The sequence below is a fragment of the Arsenicitalea aurantiaca genome (assembly GCF_003994485.1).
Taxonomy (GTDB): Bacteria; Pseudomonadota; Alphaproteobacteria; order Rhizobiales; family Devosiaceae; genus Arsenicitalea; species Arsenicitalea aurantiaca.
Genome location: NZ_RZNJ01000002.1, coordinates 404219 through 424149, shown reverse-complemented (window position 1 = coordinate 424149; position 19931 = coordinate 404219). Strand labels below are relative to the sequence as shown.

At 65.8% G+C, this 19931-nt stretch carries 20 protein-coding genes and 1 pseudogene; 8 read left to right on the top strand and 13 right to left on the bottom strand.

Annotated features, from left to right (window positions below; translation table 11 throughout):
• Nucleotides 1-3: 3 nt before the first annotated feature.
• Together EMQ25_RS06440 and EMQ25_RS06435 are read right to left on the bottom strand one after the other, a co-directional pair.
• Complete coding sequence (locus tag EMQ25_RS06440; protein ID WP_127187734.1) at nucleotides 4-1026, bottom strand: sulfate ABC transporter substrate-binding protein; 1023 nt, start codon at nucleotides 1024-1026, stop codon at nucleotides 4-6.
• A 161-nt stretch (nucleotides 1027-1187) separates the two neighbouring features.
• Nucleotides 1188-1562, bottom strand: coding sequence for a VOC family protein (locus EMQ25_RS06435; RefSeq protein ID WP_127187733.1), 375 nt, complete (start codon nucleotides 1560-1562; stop codon nucleotides 1188-1190).
• Nucleotides 1563-1640: 78 nt separating this feature from the next.
• Between EMQ25_RS06435 and EMQ25_RS06430 the strand changes: the two genes are divergently transcribed.
• Nucleotides 1641-2261 (top strand): 5'-methylthioadenosine/S-adenosylhomocysteine nucleosidase, encoded by a 621-nt coding sequence (locus tag EMQ25_RS06430; protein WP_127187732.1) that lies wholly within the window; start codon nucleotides 1641-1643, stop codon nucleotides 2259-2261.
• Here EMQ25_RS06430 and EMQ25_RS06425 read toward each other — a convergent pair whose 3' ends face one another.
• The 6 genes from EMQ25_RS06425 to fni form a co-directional block, all read right to left on the bottom strand.
• Nucleotides 2262-2882, bottom strand: a complete 621-nt coding sequence (locus tag EMQ25_RS06425) for a zinc metalloprotease (RefSeq protein WP_127187731.1) — start codon at nucleotides 2880-2882, stop codon at nucleotides 2262-2264.
• 34 nt (nucleotides 2883-2916) lie between these two features.
• Complete coding sequence (locus tag EMQ25_RS06420) at nucleotides 2917-3756, bottom strand: substrate-binding periplasmic protein (RefSeq protein ID WP_127187730.1); 840 nt, start codon at nucleotides 3754-3756, stop codon at nucleotides 2917-2919.
• A 72-nt stretch (nucleotides 3757-3828) separates the two neighbouring features.
• Nucleotides 3829-5535, bottom strand: a complete 1707-nt coding sequence (locus tag EMQ25_RS06415; RefSeq protein WP_127187729.1) for a pyrroloquinoline quinone-dependent dehydrogenase — start codon at nucleotides 5533-5535, stop codon at nucleotides 3829-3831.
• 34 nt (nucleotides 5536-5569) lie between these two features.
• Complete coding sequence (locus tag EMQ25_RS06410; RefSeq protein ID WP_127187728.1) at nucleotides 5570-6022, bottom strand: CHRD domain-containing protein; 453 nt, start codon at nucleotides 6020-6022, stop codon at nucleotides 5570-5572.
• 171 nt (nucleotides 6023-6193) lie between these two features.
• Complete coding sequence (locus tag EMQ25_RS06405) at nucleotides 6194-6643, bottom strand: c-type cytochrome (protein ID WP_127187727.1); 450 nt, start codon at nucleotides 6641-6643, stop codon at nucleotides 6194-6196.
• A 257-nt stretch (nucleotides 6644-6900) separates the two neighbouring features.
• The gene (fni, locus tag EMQ25_RS06400) at nucleotides 6901-7989 is read right to left on the bottom strand and encodes a type 2 isopentenyl-diphosphate Delta-isomerase (RefSeq protein WP_127187726.1); all 1089 of its coding nucleotides are present in this window, start codon (nucleotides 7987-7989) and stop codon (nucleotides 6901-6903) included.
• 143 nt (nucleotides 7990-8132) lie between these two features.
• Here fni and EMQ25_RS06395 point away from each other — a divergent pair, with 143 nt between their 5' ends.
• From EMQ25_RS06395 to EMQ25_RS06375, 5 genes are read left to right on the top strand one after another with little or no spacing between them, the layout of a single operon-like run.
• Entirely contained in the window at nucleotides 8133-9080 is a 948-nt protein-coding gene (locus EMQ25_RS06395) for a polyprenyl synthetase family protein (protein ID WP_127187725.1), read from the top strand.
• The gene (locus EMQ25_RS06390) at nucleotides 9077-10045 is read left to right on the top strand and encodes an ABC transporter ATP-binding protein (RefSeq protein ID WP_127187724.1); all 969 of its coding nucleotides are present in this window, start codon (nucleotides 9077-9079) and stop codon (nucleotides 10043-10045) included. The genes EMQ25_RS06395 and EMQ25_RS06390 overlap by 4 nt, the downstream gene beginning before the upstream one ends.
• Nucleotides 10042-11250, top strand: coding sequence for an ABC transporter permease (locus tag EMQ25_RS06385; protein WP_127187723.1), 1209 nt, complete (start codon nucleotides 10042-10044; stop codon nucleotides 11248-11250). Before EMQ25_RS06390 ends, EMQ25_RS06385 begins: the two co-directional genes overlap by 4 nt.
• Before the next feature lie 21 nt (nucleotides 11251-11271).
• A complete protein-coding gene (locus EMQ25_RS06380; protein ID WP_127187722.1) occupies nucleotides 11272-12033 on the top strand; it encodes a fatty acid desaturase in 762 nt (253 codons plus the stop codon).
• A 13-nt stretch (nucleotides 12034-12046) separates the two neighbouring features.
• Entirely contained in the window at nucleotides 12047-12574 is a 528-nt protein-coding gene (locus EMQ25_RS06375) for a sterol desaturase family protein (RefSeq protein WP_127187721.1), read from the top strand.
• Nucleotides 12575-12577: 3 nt separating this feature from the next.
• On the opposite strand, the gene EMQ25_RS06370 is transcribed toward EMQ25_RS06375, so the two are convergent.
• The 3 genes from EMQ25_RS06370 to crtY are packed head-to-tail and all read right to left on the bottom strand — an operon-like array spanning nucleotide 12578 to nucleotide 16197.
• Nucleotides 12578-13510 (bottom strand): phytoene/squalene synthase family protein, encoded by a 933-nt coding sequence (locus tag EMQ25_RS06370; RefSeq protein WP_127187720.1) that lies wholly within the window; start codon nucleotides 13508-13510, stop codon nucleotides 12578-12580.
• Entirely contained in the window at nucleotides 13507-14997 is a 1491-nt protein-coding gene (locus EMQ25_RS06365) for a phytoene desaturase (protein ID WP_127187719.1), read from the bottom strand. The genes EMQ25_RS06370 and EMQ25_RS06365 overlap by 4 nt, the downstream gene beginning before the upstream one ends.
• Nucleotides 14998-16197, bottom strand: coding sequence for a lycopene beta-cyclase CrtY (gene crtY, locus EMQ25_RS06360; RefSeq protein ID WP_127187718.1), 1200 nt, complete (start codon nucleotides 16195-16197; stop codon nucleotides 14998-15000). It abuts the gene before it with no gap.
• Nucleotides 16198-16361: 164 nt separating this feature from the next.
• Between crtY and EMQ25_RS06355 the strand changes: the two are divergent.
• A pseudogene (locus EMQ25_RS06355) lies at nucleotides 16362-16826 on the top strand (cell wall hydrolase); the annotation flags it as partial.
• A 396-nt stretch (nucleotides 16827-17222) separates the two neighbouring features.
• Entirely contained in the window at nucleotides 17223-18698 is a 1476-nt protein-coding gene (locus EMQ25_RS06350) for an AMP nucleosidase (protein WP_127187716.1), read from the top strand.
• On the opposite strand, the gene EMQ25_RS06345 is transcribed toward EMQ25_RS06350, so the two are convergent.
• On the bottom strand, nucleotides 18699-19550 hold the full coding sequence (locus tag EMQ25_RS06345) for a phytoene/squalene synthase family protein (RefSeq protein ID WP_127187715.1): 852 nt from the start codon (nucleotides 19548-19550) through the stop codon (nucleotides 18699-18701).
• The gene (locus tag EMQ25_RS06340; protein ID WP_244606502.1) at nucleotides 19547-19930 is read right to left on the bottom strand and encodes an Mth938-like domain-containing protein; all 384 of its coding nucleotides are present in this window, start codon (nucleotides 19928-19930) and stop codon (nucleotides 19547-19549) included. Before EMQ25_RS06340 ends, EMQ25_RS06345 begins: the two co-directional genes overlap by 4 nt.
• Nucleotide 19931 lies beyond the last annotated feature (1 nt).

The following is a 19931-nucleotide window of genomic DNA, read 5'->3' as shown; positions in this document are numbered from 1 at the left end:
GGATCAGCCCCCGGGGCCGGAGTAAATCTGGTCGAAGATCCCGCCATCTCCGAAGAAGGCGGGCTGCGCCTCGCGCCAGCCGCCGAACTCTTCGATGGTCACGAGGTTGACTTCGCCGAAGCGGGCGATGTCTTCAGGGGCGGCCGCTTCGGGGCGGTAGGGCCGGTAAAAGTGCTTGGCGGCCAGCGCCTGGCCAACATCGGAATAGAGATAGTCGAGATAGGCTTCCGCCACTTCGCGCGTGCCCTTGCGATCGACATTGGCCTCGACCAGCGCCACCGGCGGTTCGGCGAGGATGGAGATCGAGGGCGTGACGATCTCGAAGGCCCCTTCCCCGAATTCCTCGAGCGCGAGGTAGGCTTCGTTTTCCCAGGCGAGAAGCACATCGCCGAGCCCGCGCTGCACGAAAGTCGTGGTCGAGCCGCGAGCACCCGAATCCAGCACCGGCACGTGCCGGTAGAGCTCGGATACGAAATCGCGCGCGCCGTCCTCGCTACCGAACTCGTTACGGGCCCAGGCCCAGGCGGCGAGAAGATTCCATCGCGCGCCACCCGAGGTCTTCGGGTTCGGCGTGATCACCTCGACGCCATCGTCGATGAGGTCGCCCCAGTCCGCGATCCCCTTGGGATTGCTGGGCCGTACGAGGAAGACGATGGTCGAGGTATAGGGGGCGTTGTTGTTCTCGAGCCGTCCTCGCCAGTCGTCGGGGATCAGGTCGGTCGCGTCGGCGATCGCGTTGATGTCACTTTCGAGCGCGAGCGTCACGACGTCGGCTTCGAGGCCATCGATCACCGTCCGGGCCTGTGAACCCGAACCGCCATGGGTCACCTGGATGGCCACGGTCTGGCCGGTCGTCTCCTGCCAATGGGCCGCGAAGGCCTCGTCGAACTCGCGATAGAGTTCGCGCGTGGGGTCGTAGGACACGTTGATAATCGTCTGGTCCTGGGCATGCACGGTCAGTGCGAAGCCGAGCGACAGTGAGGCCGTCAGTGCGCCATAAGCGAGGACGGTTGCCAGTCTTTTCATCGCTCTCTCCTTGGTTAAGCGAGCCCATTAATGCTATCTTTTCAGTAGACATTCACAAGCGCGCCGCATTTCGTTTGGAGGCGAAGCGGGAGAAAAAATGAGCGGGGAGACCTGCTGCCGGGAGACGCTGATGGCGTGATGCCGGGTCACCCGTCCCGTGGTCAGCTGCCCTCCACGATCCCCAGAATGTTGCCTTCGGAATCCTTGAACCAGGCATTCTTGACTTCGCCAGTGTCCATCAGCCCGTCGACGGTGGAAAGTTCTGGGTAGTCGATGAATTCGACGCCCGCCTCGCGCATCCGCTTCATGTCCTCCTCGATGGTATCGGTATAGAAGGACATCAGCGTATGGGGTGCCTGCCCGGCATTCGGGGTCTGGTAGAGAAAGAACTCCGTGCCCTCTCCCAGCACGTAGCTGGCGCCCATGTCGTGATATCGGCTTTTCGGTTCGAGCCCGAGCCTGTCGCGATACCAGTCCGTCGCGCGCTTGAGGTCATGTACGGGGATCATCGTTCCGACGCGTCTGTTGGCGAGCATCGCCGCTCTCCTTGATGGGTGGCAAATGAACGTCTAGTTCTGGGGCAAAACGCACGCCCCTCCGTCACGGATCCCGCCATGACCCGCCAACGCCATCCTATCCTCTATCTGATGGCCGCCGATGCCGAGTATGGCGCTGCGCTGAGGTCCCGCATAGACCCGGTCATGATCGGGGTCGGCCCGGTCGAGGCCGCCATCAACACGACCCGCGAACTCGCCAGGCGCAGAGAGGCCGGCTCGCTCCCGCAGCTCGTCGTTTCCCTCGGCTCCGCCGGTTCGAACCGCCTGAGGCAGGGCGGCGTCTATCAGGCGCGCTCGGTTTCCTATCGCGATATGGATGCGAGCCCGCTGGGCTTTCCCCGCGGCGTCACGCCCTTCCTCGATCTACCCGCCGAGCTGCCGCTCTCCCCGATCCTCGAGGGTCTCGAGACCGCCCGGCTTTCGACCGGCGCCAACATCGTCTCGGGTACAGCCTATGAGACCATCGATGCCGACATGGTCGACATGGAGACCTTCGCGATCCTGCGCGCCTGCCAGGCCTTCACCGTCGGGCTCATTGCGCTTCGCGGCATTTCCGATGGCGCCGAAGACCTCGGCAGGCTCGAGGACTGGACGCGTTACCTCCACATCGTCGATGAGGGACTGGCCGGGGCCGTGGATCTCATCGAGGCGGCCTATGCCGCAGGCCGGCTCGACTGATCAGCCGCCGAACCCGAGGAATACGAGGTTTCGGACGGGCGTAACGAGAGGCTGCATCCAGGTTCCGCGCGTCAGCACCATCAGGATGACGATGGCAGACCCGATCCAGAAGCTCTGCTTTGCGATCGCAGCGGCCGCGCGCGGCGCGAAGGCGGCGAGGATCAGCCCCCCGGTCAGGGGCGGCAGCGGCAGGAGATTGAACACGGCAAACCACGCCGCGCAGTCGGCGATCGTCGTCATGCCCATCACGACATAATTCGAGATCGTCGGATCGAGGAGGCTCGCGGCGAGAATCCGGGCCTGCAGCACGAGCATGCCGAAGCCGATCAGCACGAGAAGGCTCAGCACGACGATTGCGACGATTCCGGCGCGCCCGTCACGGACGTCCTTCGGCGCGATGTCCATCGGGATGATCCACCCCGTCCTGCCGGCGATGCCGGCAACGAGCCCGAGGACGTTGAGGTGGTTGAGCGGATTGAGGGTCAGCCTGCCGTCATATTGTGGGCCGCGGTCACCGAAGGCCCGCGCGAGCAAGGCCAGCGAGAAGCCGTGGACCGCCATCAGCACCACCATGGCGATGATGCGCATCATGATCTGCGGCATCGAGATTTCGGTCAGCATCGAGCGCTCAGGCCTCCCGACCCGCAGCCCGTCATCACTGCGCGCTCAGCGTTGGAATGCCCGCAGCCTCGACCAAGGCGTCGATCGTGCCGTCCGCCCGCAGGGCGGCGATGGCCTGGTCGATCTCGTTGCGAAGAAAGGCGTTGTGTTCGCGCAGCATCATGCCGATCGGGCTCGGCGGGGTCGTCACAGGATCCAGTGGCACGAGCCGGATCCCCTGCCCTTCGGGATCCCCGTCGGTCAGCTGACCGATCGTCGGGGTCCAGAAGATGGTGCCTTCCACCCGCCCGTCATTGAGGAAATCGAGGCCCTGCTGCGCCGATGAGAACGGATAGCGCGTCCAGCGCTGCTCTTGGGGCAGCACGGACTGGTACTCCATCAGCCGCGCATCGGCGAGGGTATAGAGCAGTGAACCGATCGGACGGCCCGGCGGAATGTCCCCGAGGCGGCGATAGTCCGGATTGGTGACGCCGAGGACGAACGGCGCTTCGAAATAGGGGCTCGAGGGCAAGAGCCAGTCCGAGGACAGATTGCCCGCGATCGAAAAGCCCATCACCGCATCGCACTGCTCGGCGAGCTGGATGAAGACGGCCTCCCAGAAATCGTCGCCCAGGAGCGGCACGCGGTTGTCGTAGACGCGGAAATCGGCTTCGAGCAGCAAAGCGTCGGCAATCGCCTGGCCGATCTCGCGATCGACCGCGAAGGTCGGGCTCACTTCCCAGATGCAGAAGGTCACCGTGCTGCCGCGCAGCCAGCGGCGCTCCTGGTGCAGTTCGGGCGGAACGTATGGAATGGCGATCTGAGCGATCGCCTCGGTGCCCACGAAAGCGAAGGCCGCCAGCGCCGCGCACAGGCGGCGTTTCATAGAAGTCATCACCACGGTCTCCTCCCGGGCAGACGATGAAGGGGCCAGTCGGCCCCTTCAGAGTTCATTTGACGACGCCGATCAATCGTTCTGCGGCAGCGCGAAGACGTAGACGCCGTTGCCCACGCTCGGATGCACGATATCGGGGGTCACCAGACGCGGCACGTTCCGCGGGCTGCCGCCACCGAGGCCGGTGGTCACGGCGATATACTGCCGGCCATCGACTTCATAGGTGATCGGGAAGCCCTGAACAGAGGTCGGCAGGCGGGTCTGCCAGACGACGTCGCCGGTTTCCACGTCATGGGCCTTGAAGTAGCGGTCGAGGTCGCCCGCAAAGGCGATGCCGCCGGCGGTCGAGAGGATGCCGGTGAGATAGGAAGCGCGCTGTTCGACGCTCCAGACCTCTTCCATCGTCTCCACGTTGATCGCCGAAAGCTTGCCCAGATTGCCGTTGGTGCCGGGCATCTCGAAGAACCAGCGATCGGCCTGCGAGCCGCCCGAACCCGTCACGAGCTCGACTTCGCGGCCACGGATCTCCATGCAGCTCTGGCTGAGCGGGATGATCAGGAGCTGCGAGGGCTCGTAATAGCTCGTTGCGGGCCAGTCATGGCCGCCTGCCGTGCTCGGGCAGACCGAGAGCGTGTCGCCGACCTGGGCGTTGCGGATGTCCTCGCGATAGGTCGGACGGCCGTTTTCGTCGAAGTCGATCCAGGCGTTCTGGAAGGTCGCGAACATATGGTCGAGATAATCGCCATTTTCGCGGTCGAGCTTCCACAGGATGCCGCTCTTGCCGATCGTCATGACGGTCTTTTCGTCGCCGATATCGATCAGCACGCGCTCGAACACGTCGTCCCAGTCCAGCGCTTCGCCGGGCGAATGCTGGTAGTACCAGACGATCTCGCCGGTCTGCGGACGCACCGCGATGGTCGAGCTCGTGTAGAGCGCGTCATCCTCGGTGGTCATGCCACGGCTGGCGGGCACCCAAGGCTTGGGCTGGGCAACACCGACATAATAGAGGTCGAGTTCGGGATCGTAGCTGCCGGTGATCCAGGTGTCGCCGCCGCCGCGCAGTTCGTTCGGCAGGTCGGCCCAGGTGTCGCCGCCTTCTTCGCCCTGGCGGGCGATGGTGGACGTACGCCAGAGTTCCTCGCCCGTCTGGGCGTCGTGGCCGGTGAAGTAGCACCCGTCCTCGTAGAACTGCTGGCAGCCATTGAGCTGGGCGATGACGACGCCATTGACCACCATCGGGCCCGACGACGAGAAATAGGCCTTCGTGTAGTCGGCCCGCTCGGTCTCCCAGACGAGAGCGCCGGTGCGCGCATCGAGCGCGACGACGAAGCCGTCATCGGCCGACAGGTAGATCTTGTCGTCATAGATGGCGATGTTGCGCGCCGGGCGGCCGAGGCCGACCTCTTCGGGCATGTCGCGCCGATATTCCCAGATCAGGTCGCCCGAAGCTGCGTCGAAGGCCTGAACGATGTCGCCGGGATTGGGCAGGAACATCATGCCGTCATAGACGAGCGGGGTCGGCTGGTTGGTGCCGGGCTCCATCGCCCAGGACCAGACGAGCTCGAGCCCGCGCACGTTCTCGGACGTGATCTGCTCGAGCGGGCTGTAGCCATGCCCGTCATAGGTGCGGCGCCAGTGGATCCAGTCCGCCGGATCCGGATCGGTCATCATTTCGTCGGTAAGCGGCGTGAAGTCTTGCTGCGCCAGGGCTGCGGGCACCGCGCCCAGCAGGGCCGTCGACGCCATCAGCGCGGCGAGGCCGTATTTGATCGAGACCATGATTGTCTCCCCTCCTCTTAGTGTGTCGATCCCATCACTGGGCGTTGTTGGCGACGAGCCAGGCGCGCAGTTCGCCGGTGTCGTTGCGCTCGGACTTCACGACCACGTAGATCGAATTGTCCTGGAGCATTGCGAGCTGCTCGTCGTCGAGCTCGATCTCGCCCGAGAAGCTGCCATCGGTGGCGCCGCCTTCGATCTCGATCTGGGCGATCTCGGGCCCGGTCTGGGCCATCGGCCCGGTATGGACCGCGAGCACGGTCGCCGGGCTGCGAAGCCCCTCGAACTCGCCTTCGATGGTCAGCGTGCTGCCATCCAGCGTGGCCGAGACGTGGCCGGTGCCTCCGATCAGCGGGCGATTGGTGTCGGCGACGGGCATGAAGCCGAGCTTGTCACCGAAAGTGGTTGCGTCTTGCGCGACCGCGCCAGACAGGGCCAGGCCCAGGCTGACGACGGAGACCAGGACGGTCGAGTGCAGTTTGCGAAGCATAGTCCTCCCTCTCCCTCATTTGGGTTCATCTTCGAGCCGTCGGACATGGTGCCCGACGGGAGTCTGCGGATCGCCGGCCCAGAAAACGGGCGCGACGGATCGATCGCCGGCCGGGTGGCCGGCGTCCTGTCGTGAAATCGATTGCGGACGGCCCCTCGGGGCCCGTCATGCCTACTCGGCGATGCCGGCGGTCTCGGCGGTCAGCGGACCGTACTCATTGCCCCACGCGTTCATCACGTAGTGGCCGACGGCCAGCAGTTCCTCTTCGCTCAGCACGCCGTCGAAGCCGGGCATCTCGCTGCCGCCCTGGGCGATCTGGCGATAGACGAAGGCGGGATCGGCAAGCCGGCCATTGCCCACGAGGCCGGGGCCCACATCGCCGCGTCCGCTGGTGCCGTGGCAGGCCGAGCAGAAGTCCTGATAAATCGGCTCGCCTTCGCTCATCATGGCGGCGAGCATCTCATCGTCCGCCTGCGCAACGCGCAGTACAGGAGCTGCTGCGTCGAAGACCGAACCCGTCAATGCGGGCGCGCCCGGAAGTCCACCGGCAATCGTGGCCGACGCCAGGGCACCGCCCAAGACCGCCGCCAGACCAAAACTCAAAACCTTCTTGCCGATCATCTGTCCTGGGCTCCTCGCTTTTAGGTTGGGTCCAGCCTAGTCCACGCTTTGCCGCCAATGCAACTACGCTTAGACCGGCGTTCTAATTTTGACGGAACGCTCTGAAGCCTCTTCAAAGCCGCGGGCAGTGCCCGAACTCTGGCAAAGCTGAGGCAGAACGCCGCATTTCGCCCCAATGGGACACCACAGGGTCGCCGGGCGCCGTGGCCGCGCCTAATCCGAAAGTATTAGCCGGTTCTCCGGATGCGTCGCCGGTTCTACCGGGCGAAAAGCGACTCGGGCAGTGCCGAGGGCACGCGATGGATCGGTGCCCGCCGCAGCGCTGAAAGATCGGCCGATCCAGTGCAGAAGCACGCGATCCGCAGCTGCGCGATGACGATGCCGAAATGCTCGACGATGGCCTCCGGAGACGTATTGGCCGCCGCCAGTACGCCCGCGGCCTGCCCCGCGATATCGGCGCCGAGACGGATAGCCTTGGCCACGTCGATGCCGTCGCGAATCCCGCCCGATCCCACGATCACCGCATCGGAGCAGGCTTCGCGCACCGAAAGAATTGCGTCAGAGGTCGACTGCCCCCAGCCGGCAAAGGCCGAGGCAATCGCCGCCTCCGAGGGGTTGCGCGCGCGCCCTGCCTCGACGGCAGCCCAGGAGGTCCCCCCGGCGCCCGCCACGTCGATAACCGCGACCCCGCAATCGACGAGCCGCCGCGCCAGCGCACCGGTTATCCCCGAGCCGACCTCCTTTGCCGCGATCGGGACCTCGAGCACCCGCGCCAGCGCCTCGATCCGCATGAGCAGCCCGCGCCAGTCCCGGTCGCCTTCGGGCTGCACCGCTTCCTGCAGCGGGTTGAGGTGAATGATGAGCGCGTCGGCGCCGATCATCTCGACGGCGCGCCGCGCCTCATCCGGGCCGTAGCCGAGATTGAGCTGTGCCGCGCCGAAATTGGCGAGAATCGGAATGGTCGGTGCGCGCTGGCGCAGATCGAGCCCGAGCCCGCTGGCGGATGCGCCTTCGATGGCCACCCGCTGCGAGCCCACCGCAAGCGCGATGCCGAGGGCCTCGCAGGCTTCCGCCAAATTGGCGTTGATCGCTGCGGCACGCGCCGGCCCGCCCGTCATCGAGCTCACAAGCAGGGGCGCGCTCATCCGCTTTCCGAGGAAATGGGTGCCGATATCCACGTCTTCGAGCGAGATTTCGGGAAGGGCGATATGCTCGAATGCGAATCGTTCAAAACCCGTGCTGATGCCCGGTGCCGCCGCGCCCTTGCCCTCGAGCACCAGTTGCAGGTGCTGGTTCTTCCGATCCGTGAGCAGTGCGGCCTCCCATTCACGGCATTTGCAGGACATTGTGCTTGCAGTTTGGGCGCGCCCGCTCAAAACTGCAACACAGGTTATGAGTGGGCCCGTCCGCTGCAGCGGGAAGGTCCGTGCGCCGGGTCAGCGCACCTGCGGCAGTCGCAAAGCTGTCCATCGATTGAAGGGACGCGGTCATGGGCGAAATTCAGGAGCTTGCCGGACGGCGCGAGGGTTCGGGCCCGTTGCGCGGTGCACCCTCGCCACTGCTCGCCGATTTCACCCGCCTCCGCGAAGCGATCGACCGGCGCCTGGGGGAACTCGTGCCCTCGGCCGAACAGCGACCGCAATCGCTCAATGGCGCCATTCGCCACGCGCTGCTCGCACCCTCCAAACGCGTCCGGCCGGTGCTCGCCTATCTCGTTGCCGCGCCGGACGAGGCGAGCCACGCCGCCGTGCTCGACGCTGCCTGCGCGCTCGAAATGGTCCACACCGCCTCGCTCATCCTCGATGATCTGCCGTGCATGGACGATGCGGCGCTGCGTCGCCAGCGGCCGACCACCCATGTCGCCTTTGGCGAAGCGACGGCGATCCTCGCGGCCATCGCGCTCATGAACTGCGCCTATGGCATTCTGGCCGATATCGACGCCCTTCCTGCCGAAACGCGGTCCCGGCTCTCCGCGATCATGGCGCGCGCCATCGGCTGCGAGGGTCTTGTCGCCGGCCAGGAGCTCGACCTCAATTTCCGCGACGGGCTCGACCGCGACGCGGTGGAGGACGTCAACTGGCTGAAAACCGGCGTGCTTTTTGTCGCATCGGCGGAATTTGGCGCGGTAATCGCCGGGCTCGGCCCGCGCGAGACGGCCGCCATCGGCCGGTATGCCCGCCATCTGGGTCTCGCTTTCCAGACCGCGGACGACCTGCTCGACCAGACCGCCGCCGCGGCCGATATCGGCAAGGATGTCGGAAAGGACGGCGGCAAGCCCACCCTCGTCTCCATGCTCGGGGTGGAGCGGGCGCGTCTCAGCTTCGAGGAGCATCTGGCGCAGGCCGATGCGGCACTCGTTGAGTCCGGGGTTTCGCCCGAGCCCATGCGCGCCCTCGTCAGCCGCATCTTCGCTGCCAAGGGGATCGTCACGCCTTGAGTGCAAACCGGTTCGCTGCCGATCGCGGCGAGGCGGTTCTCGAAGTGGACCGGCTCGACGTCCGGTTCGGCAAGAGACATGTCCTGAGGCATCTCGAGCTCGAGATCGGGCGCAGCGAGGTCTTCGGCCTGCTCGGCCCGAACGGCGCGGGCAAGACGACTTTGATCCGTGCCATCTGCGGGCGCGTGCGCCCCGCCTCGGGCGATATCCGCATCGTCGGCCAGTCCAACCGCGATCGGCACACTTTGCATCACATCGGTCTCGTGCCGCAGGAAATCGCGCTCTACATGCATCTGACCGCGCGGGAGAATCTCGACGTCTTCGGCGCGCTGTCGGGGCTCTCGCGCAGCGAAAGGCGGCAAGCGATCGCATGGGCGGCCCATGCCACGCGGCTCGACGAACGGCTCGAGGAGCGCGTCGACATCTTTTCGGGCGGCTGGAAGCGCCGCGTGAACATCGCCGCCGCCATCCTGCACCAGCCCGACCTTCTCATTCTCGACGAGCCGACCGTCGGGGTGGATGTCGATGCGCGCAACGAGTTGCACGAGGTCATTCGCGATCTTAGTGCCGGCGGCATGGCGGTGCTTCTGGCAACGCATGACCTCGACCAGGCCGAGGCGCTCTGCTCGCGAGTCGGCTTTCTGCGCGGCGGAGTGATCGGCCCCCAGGGCGCACCGCGCCATCTCATCGATCTCGCCTTTCAGGGCGGCAAGGAGGTGATGCTGGAGCTGCGCCGCCCGCCCGAAGCCGAGGGTCGAGCGGCCCTCGCCGAAGCGGGCTTCATGCCTTCGCACAACACCACGATCTGGACGACGCTCGGCATGGTGATCGACGAGACGCTGACCGGTCTGTCGGCACGGCTCGAGAGCCTCGGTTCGCCCGTGCGCGAAATCCGTGTCCGCGAGCCCGGGCTCGACAGTCTCTTCCTGCATCTGGCGCGAAACGAGGCAGGGCCCGACCGATGATCTTCGCCATGCTTCGCGTGATGGCCCTCTCGCTGATCCGCGATCGCGGAGCGCTCGCCATGGCGTTCCTGCTGCCCCCGACCATCTTCGTGATCTTCGCGGCGATCTTCTCGGGCACCAGCGGCGACGAGCTGGAGCTGCAGGTCGGCTACACCGTCCTTGCGCCCTCTCCTGTCACCGAGCGGCTCGAGACCGCGCTGCGCGCCGAGCCCGGCCTGCGCGTCCTCTCGGATAATCCGGTCGACGAAGCGGCCCTTCGCAGCGCCGTCGAAGCGGGCCGTGCCGATGCGGGCATACTCGTGCGCAGCGCCCTCGACAGTCCCAGTGACGAGGCGCCGATCGTCGTCTTCGTCGATCCCGGCAAGGCCATGGCCGGCGGGATCGTTGCAGGGCAGGTTCAGCGCCTTGTCGCCGAGACCCTTCCGGAGATCGGCCTCGCGCGGACCGCGCCGCTCGTCGAGCAACTGGTCGGCGGGTTCGACCCCGGCCAGTCCGCCCGCCTCGCGGCCGGGCTCGAGGCAATCGCCGCCGATGCGGGCGACACGCCTGCCGAAGGTGGCGGGCTCGTCGCCCAGCAGGTCGTCGGGGGTGGCGGCAATAGCGGCGGCGCGGTCACCTATTACGCGGGCGCGGTCGCCATCCTCTTTCTCCTCTTTTCGGCGATGCAGGGGGCCGCGACCCTGATCGAGGAGCGCAATTCGGGCATCGTCGACCGCCTCGCCGTCGGCCCCGCCGGCACGGATGTGGTCGTCATCGGCAAATATCTCTTCCTCACCGCTCAGGGCGTCATCCAGGTCGGGCTCATCTTCCTCGTCGCCGCCCTCGCCTATTCGGTGGACGTCAGTGCCGATCCCCTCGCCTGGCTCCTCACCACGCTCTTTGCCGCCATGGCGGCCTCGGGCCTCGCGCTTTTTGTCGCGTCGGCATGCACCAGCAAGCAACAGGCTCAAACAATCTCCACATTCGTGGTGCTGGTCTTTTCGGCCATAGGCGGCAGCATGGTGCCCCGCTACATGATGCCGCCTTGGCTGCAGGATGTCGGCTGGTATACTCCCAATGCCTGGACGATCGAGGCCTATCATGGGGTTCTCTGGCGCGGCGAGGCGCTGGCCGACCTGACCGGTTCGCTCCTGCCGCTGGCGCTGACCGGCCTTCTGGGGCTACTGGCATCGATTGCGATATCCCGCGCGAGACTGAGGCTCTGATGCCTCCTGGAGATGGTTGAAATGGCCGCTACCGGATCGCTTCCCGCTCTCTCCCGCCGTGACACGGCGATCAGCCTGACGCTTGCCGCACTCGTCGTCGGCGCCTGGCTCGCCGTGCATGTCGGCAGCATCTTCTTTGTGGACTGGTCGGTCTACTGGCCGGCCATCCCGCTCGTCGTCGCGCTGCAGACCTGGCTCAGCGTCGGGCTCTTCATCGTCGCGCACGACACCATGCATGGCTCGCTCGTGCCCGGCCGCCCGGACATCAACCGGCTCATCGGCCGCATCTGCGTGGGGCTCTACGCAGGCTTTTCCTACGAGACGCTCTATCGCAGCCATCACGATCACCACCGCCATGCCGGCACCGCGCTCGACCCCGATTTCGACGCCAACCATCCCAGCAGCTTCTGGCCGTGGTATCTCAACTTCTTCCGCACCTATTTCGGCTGGCGCGAATTCGGCTTCCTCACCATCGCGGTGGTGCTCTACGTCGTCATCCTGCGCGAACGCTTCCCGCTCATTCTGCTCTTCTGGGCGCTGCCAGCGATCCTCTCGTCCATCCAGCTCTTCTATTTCGGCACCTACCGGCCGCACCGGATCGAGGAAAACGAGACCTTCCCCGACCGTCATCGCGCCCGGTCCAACGACTTCTCCTGGCCGGTGTCGCTGTTGACGTGCTTTCATTTCGGCTACCACCACGAGCACCACGACAAGCCGTGGGTTCCCTGGTGGAAGCTGCCGACCGTCCGCGCAACCGAGGCGCGCCCGGCCGTGATTTCCTAGGAGCCTCTACTCGATGGATCTTCTCTATTTTCTGGTGCCTGCCGCCATCACCCTCGCCACGGTGGTGTTCATGGAGTGGTTTGCCGCCTTCTCGCACAAATACATCATGCATGGCTGGGGCTGGGGCTGGCACCGATCCCATCACGAGCCGCATGAGGGCATGCTCGAGGAGAACGACCTCTACGCCGTCGTCTTCGGGGTGATCGCCATTGCCCTCTTCTGGGCGGGCGCCCTCTGGTACTGGCCGCTCTGGTACGTAGCGCTGGGGCTCACCATCTACGGCTTTCTCTATTTCGTGGCCCATGACGGGCTCGTGCACCAGCGCTGGCCGTTCAAATACGTGCCGCGCAAAGGCTATCTGAAGCGCGTCTACCAGGCCCATCGCCTGCACCATGCCGTGCAGGGCCGCGATGGCTGCGTCTCTTTCGGCTTCGTCTACGCCAAGCCGGTCGACAAGCTCGTCAAGGAGCTCGACGCCAACCGCAAGGGCTATGACCGCACCGCGCTCAGCGAGGACGAGAACCGCCCCACCGCCCATTGAGGCTCAGAGGGGCCGACGGTAAAGCCCCGTGCGGGGCACGTCGGCCCGTCCCATCCGGCTCGCCGCCACGTCCGTAAGCGAAATCGCAAGCAGCGCCATCTTCTCGGTCTTGCTGGTGGAAACGCGCCGCTCCCAGGCCGCCGGCCCGCCGCGACGCAGGCGCTCCCCGATCTCGCGATAGACGCGCCGCGCAGCGGCGATCGCCCAGGCCGAACGCGGCGGCAGCGCCGCCATGCCCTGATAGGCCGAGGCATAATAGGTCTCGGCGATTTCGAGCAGCCTGAGCGCCGCCCGGTGCAGCGGCGCGCGCTGCGCCGGGTCCGCCGCATCCACCGTGCCGATCCCCTCGGCGGCGAGGAACTCTGCGGGCAGATAGACCCGCCCCGCCCGCGCATCCTCGATCACATCCCGCGCGATATTGGTGAGTTGGAAGGCGATGCCGAGGTCCGAAGCCCGGTCGAGCACGCCGGGGGCCCGTGCGCCCATGATCATCGCCATCATCACGCCCACGACCCCGGCGACGTGATAGCCATAGTCGAGCGTGTCCTCGAGCGTCTCGTAGCGGCGCTCGGTGACGTCCATCTCGAACCCGTCGAGCAGCTGGCGCGGATAGACCGCCGGCATCTGGTGGCGCTCGGCCACCCGTCGCAGGGCCTCGAAGATCGGGTCGTGGGCCTTGCCATCGATAAGTGCCGCGTCGGTCTGGGCCCGCAGCAGCGCCAGCCGCTCGGCCTGCCCGGTACGAAAATCGGCGATCTGGTCATGTCCGGAGGTCTGGCCGTCGATCACGTCGTCGCAATGCCGGCACCAGGCATAGAGCATCACCGCGTCGTCCCGGGTCTGCCGGTCGAAAAGGCGTGCCGCTGCGGCAAAGCTTTTGGAGCCCTTGGCGATCGACTGTTCGGAAAGCGCGACGACGCCGTCGGCGCTGCTCATTTCTGCGCATCCTCGATCATCAGCCCGGCCGTCGCCTTGGCCGACCCCACGACGCCGGGAATACCGGCGCCGGGATGCGTGCCTGCCCCCACGATGTAGAGATTGGAGATCTCGTCATCCCGGTTGTGCGGGCGGAACCATGCGCTCTGGGTCAGGATCGGCTCGACCGAAAAGGCCGAACCCAGATGGGCATTGAGCTCGTCGCGGAAATCGAAAGGCGTGAAATGGCGCACCGTCACGAGGTCGCGCCGAAGATCGTGGATATAGTGCTCTTCGAGGTAATCGAGGATGCGGTCGCGATATTTCGGTCCCTCGACCGCCCAGTCGATATCGGCCGTCCCGAGGTGCGGCACCGGGGAAAGCACGTAATAGGCGCTGCCACCCTCAGGGGCGAGGCTGTCGTCGGTCACCGATGGCGCGTGCAGATAGAGCGAGAAATCCTCGGCCAGCCCGTCCGCCGAGAAGATCTCGCGGATCAGTTCGCGATAGCGAGGCCCGAACAGCACCATGTGGTGCCGCAGGTCCGGGCGCTTGGTCGAAAGCCCGAAATAGACGACGAAGAGCGACATCGAGAACCGCTTCTTCTCGAGCGCCCGCGCCTGCTTCTCCCCTCGCGGGGTTCCGCGCAGCAGCGCCTTGTAGGTGTGGACCACATCGGCATTGCTCGCGATCATGTCGAAGGCGTCGCGCCGGCCATCCTTCAGCACCACAGCTTTCACCCGGTCGCCCTCGGCCTCGATCCGGTCGATCTCGGCATTGAGCTCGACCTTGCCGCCCAGATCTTCGAGCAGCCGCACCATGCCTGCGATCAGCGCGCCCGTGCCGCCCTTGGCGAACCAGACCCCGCCCTTGCGCTCGAGCGCATGGATCAGCGCATAGATCGAGGAGGTGTCGAAGGGATTGCCGCCAACGAGCAGCGAATGGAAGCTGAACGCCTGCCGAAGCTGGTCGTCCTTGATGTAGCTCGCGACCTTGGAATAGACGCTGCGATGGCTTTCGAGCCGTATCAGTTGCGGCGCCGCCTTGATCATCGACCAGAAATTGAGGAACGGCACCGTACCGAGCTTTTCGTAGCCCTCCCGATAGAGGTCCTCGGAATAGGCGAGGAATTTGCGATACCCCTCGACGTCGTCGGGCGATTTCGCCGCGATCTGCCGGTCGATCGCCTCCTGGTCGTTGGCATAGTCGAAGCGGTACCCGTCCTCCCAGCAGAGCTGGTAGAAAGGCGTCACGGGCAGGAGCGTCACATAGTCCGACATCTTGCGTCCGCTCAGCGCCCAGAGCTGCTCGAGGCAATCGGGGTCGGTGATCACGGTCGGGCCCGCGTCGAAGGTGAAGCCGTCATCGCTGTAGACATAGGCGCGCCCGCCGGGCTTGTCGCGCTTCTCGTAGACTTTGGTCTGCACGCCCGCGCTCTGCAGGCGGATGGCCAGCGCCAATCCCCCGAACCCCGCACCGATCACTGCCGCACTGCGTGTCATGCTCATCTACTTTCCGGCATCCTGGAGAAATCTGCGTTCGCTGAGGCAAGAGAGCGCCCGGCCGATGGGTACGGGCGGCTTGCCGATGAGGATCCGCGCAATGTCGGCGGGCGTCGTGCGGCCGGCATAGAAGCGCTCGATCAGGCTCTGCGGCAGGCGATAGAAGCGCTCGAGAACGAGGTGCCGCCGCGTCGGTATTGCCGCACGGAACAGCATGCGGTTGAGAAGCCGATAGAAGGACTGGGCCCGCGCGCGCCCGAGCGCGTGTTCGCGGATACGCCCGGCCAATGCCGCGCTGCCGGTGGGCCAGCTGTCGGCGACGACATTGGCGACCCTCACCGCTTCGGGCAGGCTGTAGCCGGTGGTGGGATGAAAAAGCCCTGCGCGCATCCCGGCCTGTGGCACATCCGGGGGCGCGTCGCGCCAGAAGGCCTCGGCATCGAAGGCAAGCGCGATGGGCAGTACGCCATGCTCCTCGCGGACGACGGATTTCACTTCCCACCCCCGCGCGGCGGCGTACTCCGAAATGTCCCCGGCAAGCGCCTGCAGGTCGAGCGCCTCCCCATCGGCATAGCGGGTGTCTTCGATCAGCAGCCGGGTGGGTGAGAATGGCAGCAGGTAGACGAACCGATAGCCGTCCTTCTGGTCCACCGAGGCGTCCATGATCATCGGCACCGAAATGCCGTGCGGGGTCTCGGTTTCGATCTCGAGCCCGACGAATTTCTGAAAGCCCAACTGCATGTGCGGGCTCTTCCGGTGCCCGCGCGCATCGATCACGCAATCGGCCGCAACCGTTTCTCCGCTCGCGAGCACCACGCGGTCGGCATGAACCTCCGCGACCGGCGCGCCCGTGCGGATTTCGACGTTCGGCAGGCTTTCGACCGCCGAACGCACCGAGGCCGAGGTCAGCGAGGCATAGCCTGTCCCGAGCGTTCGGGAATGGGCGCGAAACCGCACCTGCTGGCCCGTCCAGCTATGGGCCGCCACCGGCAGCACCCAGTCGAGATCCTCGGGGCTGAGATCGGCCGTATGGAAGGACCATGTGTGTTCGCCGAACGGCTCAGTCGCACCATCGATCATGGTGATGCGCACCTGCGGGTCCTGCCGCGCCATGCGCAGCGCAATCAGCCCGTTCGCCAGGCCTGCGCCCACCAGCAGCAGGTGGCGGCTTCCGGCGTCGGTTTGCTGTGGGTCGGCTGGGGTCATGAGGGCTCGTCTGGAGGGGCTGCGCCTATAGGGCCCATAGGCCGGACCCGGGTCAAGCGCCAAGGTCCGAAGTCACTACGTCGCCTGTCCGATTGCGGATCTCAATCAAATCTTAAGCCCGTTCCCGCAATCTTTTCCAATCTCCGACAGACCGGGAAAAGTTCATGCGTTTCGCCCGTCTCCGCACGCCTCTTGCCGCCATCGTCGCCGCCCTCTCCCTTTCGGGATGCTTCGGGTTCGGCTGGGGCGGTGGCGGCTTTGCCAGCGTTTCGGAGAAGGAATGTCTGATGCGCGCGATGTATTTCGAATCCATCCGCTCGAGCCGCGACGGCATGCTGGCCGTCGGCACAGTCGTCATGAACCGCGTCCAGGACGACCGCTATCCCAGTTCGATCTGCGGCGTGGTGGGGCAGAAGAACCAGTTCGCACAAGGTGTCCTCACCCGTCCGATGAGCGAAACGCGCAGCGTTGCCCTTGCGAGCGAAGTCGCCGATTCGATCATTCGCGGGCAGCGCCATCATGGCGTCCGGCAGGCGCAGCATTTCCACACTGCGGGCCTCCGCTTCCCCTACGACAACATGTTCTACGTGCTCGAGGCGGGCGGCAACGAGTTCTACGAGAAGCGCAATCCGCGGACCGGCGTGCTTGCCTATTTTCCTTAACCCTTCGTTAAGGATTTCGGCACACCATCGGCGTGCTTAAGCAGAGGGCAGGGTTACGCCACCGGGATCGTGGCCCCTGCCCTCGCCCATTTCGGCGCCCGCTTCTGCGTTCCGCTCAGCACAAATGAAAAGGGCTGCACCTGCTTTGGGCAGGTACAGCCCCGCAAGGGGTCGCCGCACTGTTGAGGGCTTGGGGGCAGCGGCGAGCCGCCTCGCATGCGTTCACCGGTGCATGGGTCGTTTGCAGTATCCAGCGAACTCCACCATAGATGGCGTGGCAATGGGGCGGTAAAAGCCCCCATCACTGAAGCGTGAAGCGCGGGTTCCGCGCCTTGCGCCATCCGGTCCCCTGCGAGAGCGAACATGACGATCATCAGCCCCCCGCACCTCCCCAACAAGACCTTCTCCGACCCGGAAGCGGCGTGGGAATACGTGGCCGAGATCTACGCGCGAAATACCCGTTTTATCCGCGAGCATCTGATGGCGCTTGCGCAGGGCGTCATTCCGCAGGGGCGCGTGCGGGCCTTCTATCCGGTGGTGCAGCTCACCTCGACGAGCTACGGCAAGACCGATTCCACCCTGCCCTATGGCTACCTCCACACCCCCGGCATCTACCGCACCACCGTCACCGCGCCTCTGCTCTTCAAGACCTATCTGATCGAGCAGTTCACGGTCATCCTGCGCAATCATGGCGGGGTCATCGAAGTGGGGGAATCGGATACCCGCATTCCGCTCCATTTCGCGCTGGGGGTCAGCGAGCGGCTCGATGGCGAGGCTCTCAATCGTCTCGACATTCCGCTCCGCGACATCTTCGACGCCCCCGATCTCGTCGATGCCGATGACGAGATCGCCAACGGTACCTTCATTCCGCCAGCAGGCGGCCCCTACCCGCTTTCGGCCTTCACCGCTCCGCGCGTCGATTATTCGCTCTTCAGGCTCAGCCACTACACCGGCACCGAGCCGCAGCATTTCCAGAACTTCGTGATCTTCACCAACTACCAGTTCTACATCGACGAGTTCTGCCGGCTGGCGCACGATCACATGCAGTCCGGCCACGCCCATTACGACAGCTTCGTCGAGCCCGGTGGCCGCATCACCCACAATGCGCGCACGGGCCAGGGCGTCACCGGCACGCTCGCGGCCCGCATGCCCCAGATGCCCGCCTACCACCTGACCGCAGGGCGCGGGCGCGGCATCACCATGGTCAATATCGGCGTCGGTCCCTCGAACGCCAAGACGATCACCGACCATATCGCGGTGCTTCGCCCCCATGCCTGGCTGATGCTCGGCCATTGCGCTGGCCTGCGCAATTCCCAGGAGCTGGGCGATTACGTCCTGGCGCATGCCTATGTGCGCGAAGATCACGTACTCGATGCGGACCTGCCGCTCTCGGTGCCGATCCCGGCGCTCGCCGAGATCCAGATCGCGCTCGAGCGTGCCGTTGGCGAAATCACCAAGCTCGAAGGCCTCGAGACCAAGCGCATCATGCGCACCGGCACCGTCGCCACCTTCGACAACCGCAACTGGGAATTGCGCGACCAGCGCGAGATCACCCAGCGTCTCAGCCAGTCGCGCGCAGTGGCGCTCGACATGGAGAGCGCGACCATCGCCGCCAACGGCTTCCGCTTCCGTGTCCCCTACGGCACGCTGCTCTGCGTTTCGGACAAGCCGCTCCACGGCGAGCTCAAGCTGCCCGGCATGGCCTCCGATTTCTACCGGACACAGGTCAACCAGCACCTGCTGATCGGCCTGCGCGCCATGGAAATCCTGCGCTCCGAACCTGCCGAGCGGCTCCATTCGCGCAAGCTGAGAAGTTTTGCCGAAACCGCCTTCCAGTAATCAGCCGCGCCGGAGCCGCCAGCCGGCCAAGACCGCAATCTTGCGCCAGTCGGCGAGATCGGCCGGCGCCGCGAAGGGCGAACCCGCCTGTCGCTCGACCAGCGCCAGCTGGCGCCGTAATACCGCGATCTGCGCGAAGGCGGGCCGAAGCGGCGTCGGCAATGCCCGGATCGCGGTCTCCGCCTTGTCGAGATGGAGCCGCGCCAGTCCCACGAACTGGCCATGGGCCTCGGCCAGCCCCTCGCTCGGCGTCCCTGAAAAGATCTCGTGCTCGCTGACCCCGTTAGCGGTCAGCATGGCGAGCGGCAGCATGATGCGCCCCCGGCTCGACATGTGCCCGAAAGCCCGCAAATGCCCCACGAGTGCGTTCGCGACGCCCAGATGCCCCGCCGCATCGCCCGGCTCCACCGGCTGGCCGTCATTGAGGATCATCGCGGCATACTGGAAAAGCACCGAAACGGTCTCGCCGGCATACCCTTCGAACGTCGGCAGATCCGGCATCGGATCGTCATAGAGGTCGAAGCGCCGGGCCGCGATCAGCCGGAGGAGCGGCACCGTCGGCAGCCCGTACTCGCCGATGGCCGAGAGCAGCGCGTCCGCAACCGGATTGGCCCGGACCGAGCCATGGCCCTCCCCCGAAAGCGCATCGGTCCACCATTGGAGGCGGATTTCTCCCGGCGCCGGTTCGCTGACCCGCTCGCGCACCGCCGCGATTTCGGCGGCAAAGGCATAGAGCGCCTGGATCGGCGCACGCCGGGCCTGCGGCAGCACGAGGCTTGCGAGATACCGGTCCCTGTCGTGTTCGCGAAGGAAATCGGCGACGATTCCGTCGCGCTCGGCAGGCGCTGTCACCGGGCCCGCTCCACCGCAACGAGCGCAGCGCCGACCGCCCGACCCTCACCCAAGAGGACGTTGTAGGTCCGCACCGCCCCGCCGGTGGCGATCGCCTCGATGATCACCTGGCGGGCGCGAAACGCCTCGCGGATTTCGCGCGGCAGCGCCGCAATGTCCGCGCCGAGCCCGATCAGCAGCACGTCGATCTCGTCGGCGACCGCGAGCGCGGGCGCCAGCGTTTCGAGCGTTACCTCGGCGGCGCTGGTCGGGGCCCAGCCATGCATGCCGCTCGGCAGGCAGAGCAGCGAGCCCCGGTGCGACATGTCCGCGAACCGGAACCCGCCATTGCCATAGGCGTCGATGCCGGCCTGGTAGGGATAGTGGCCGAGATCGCTCACG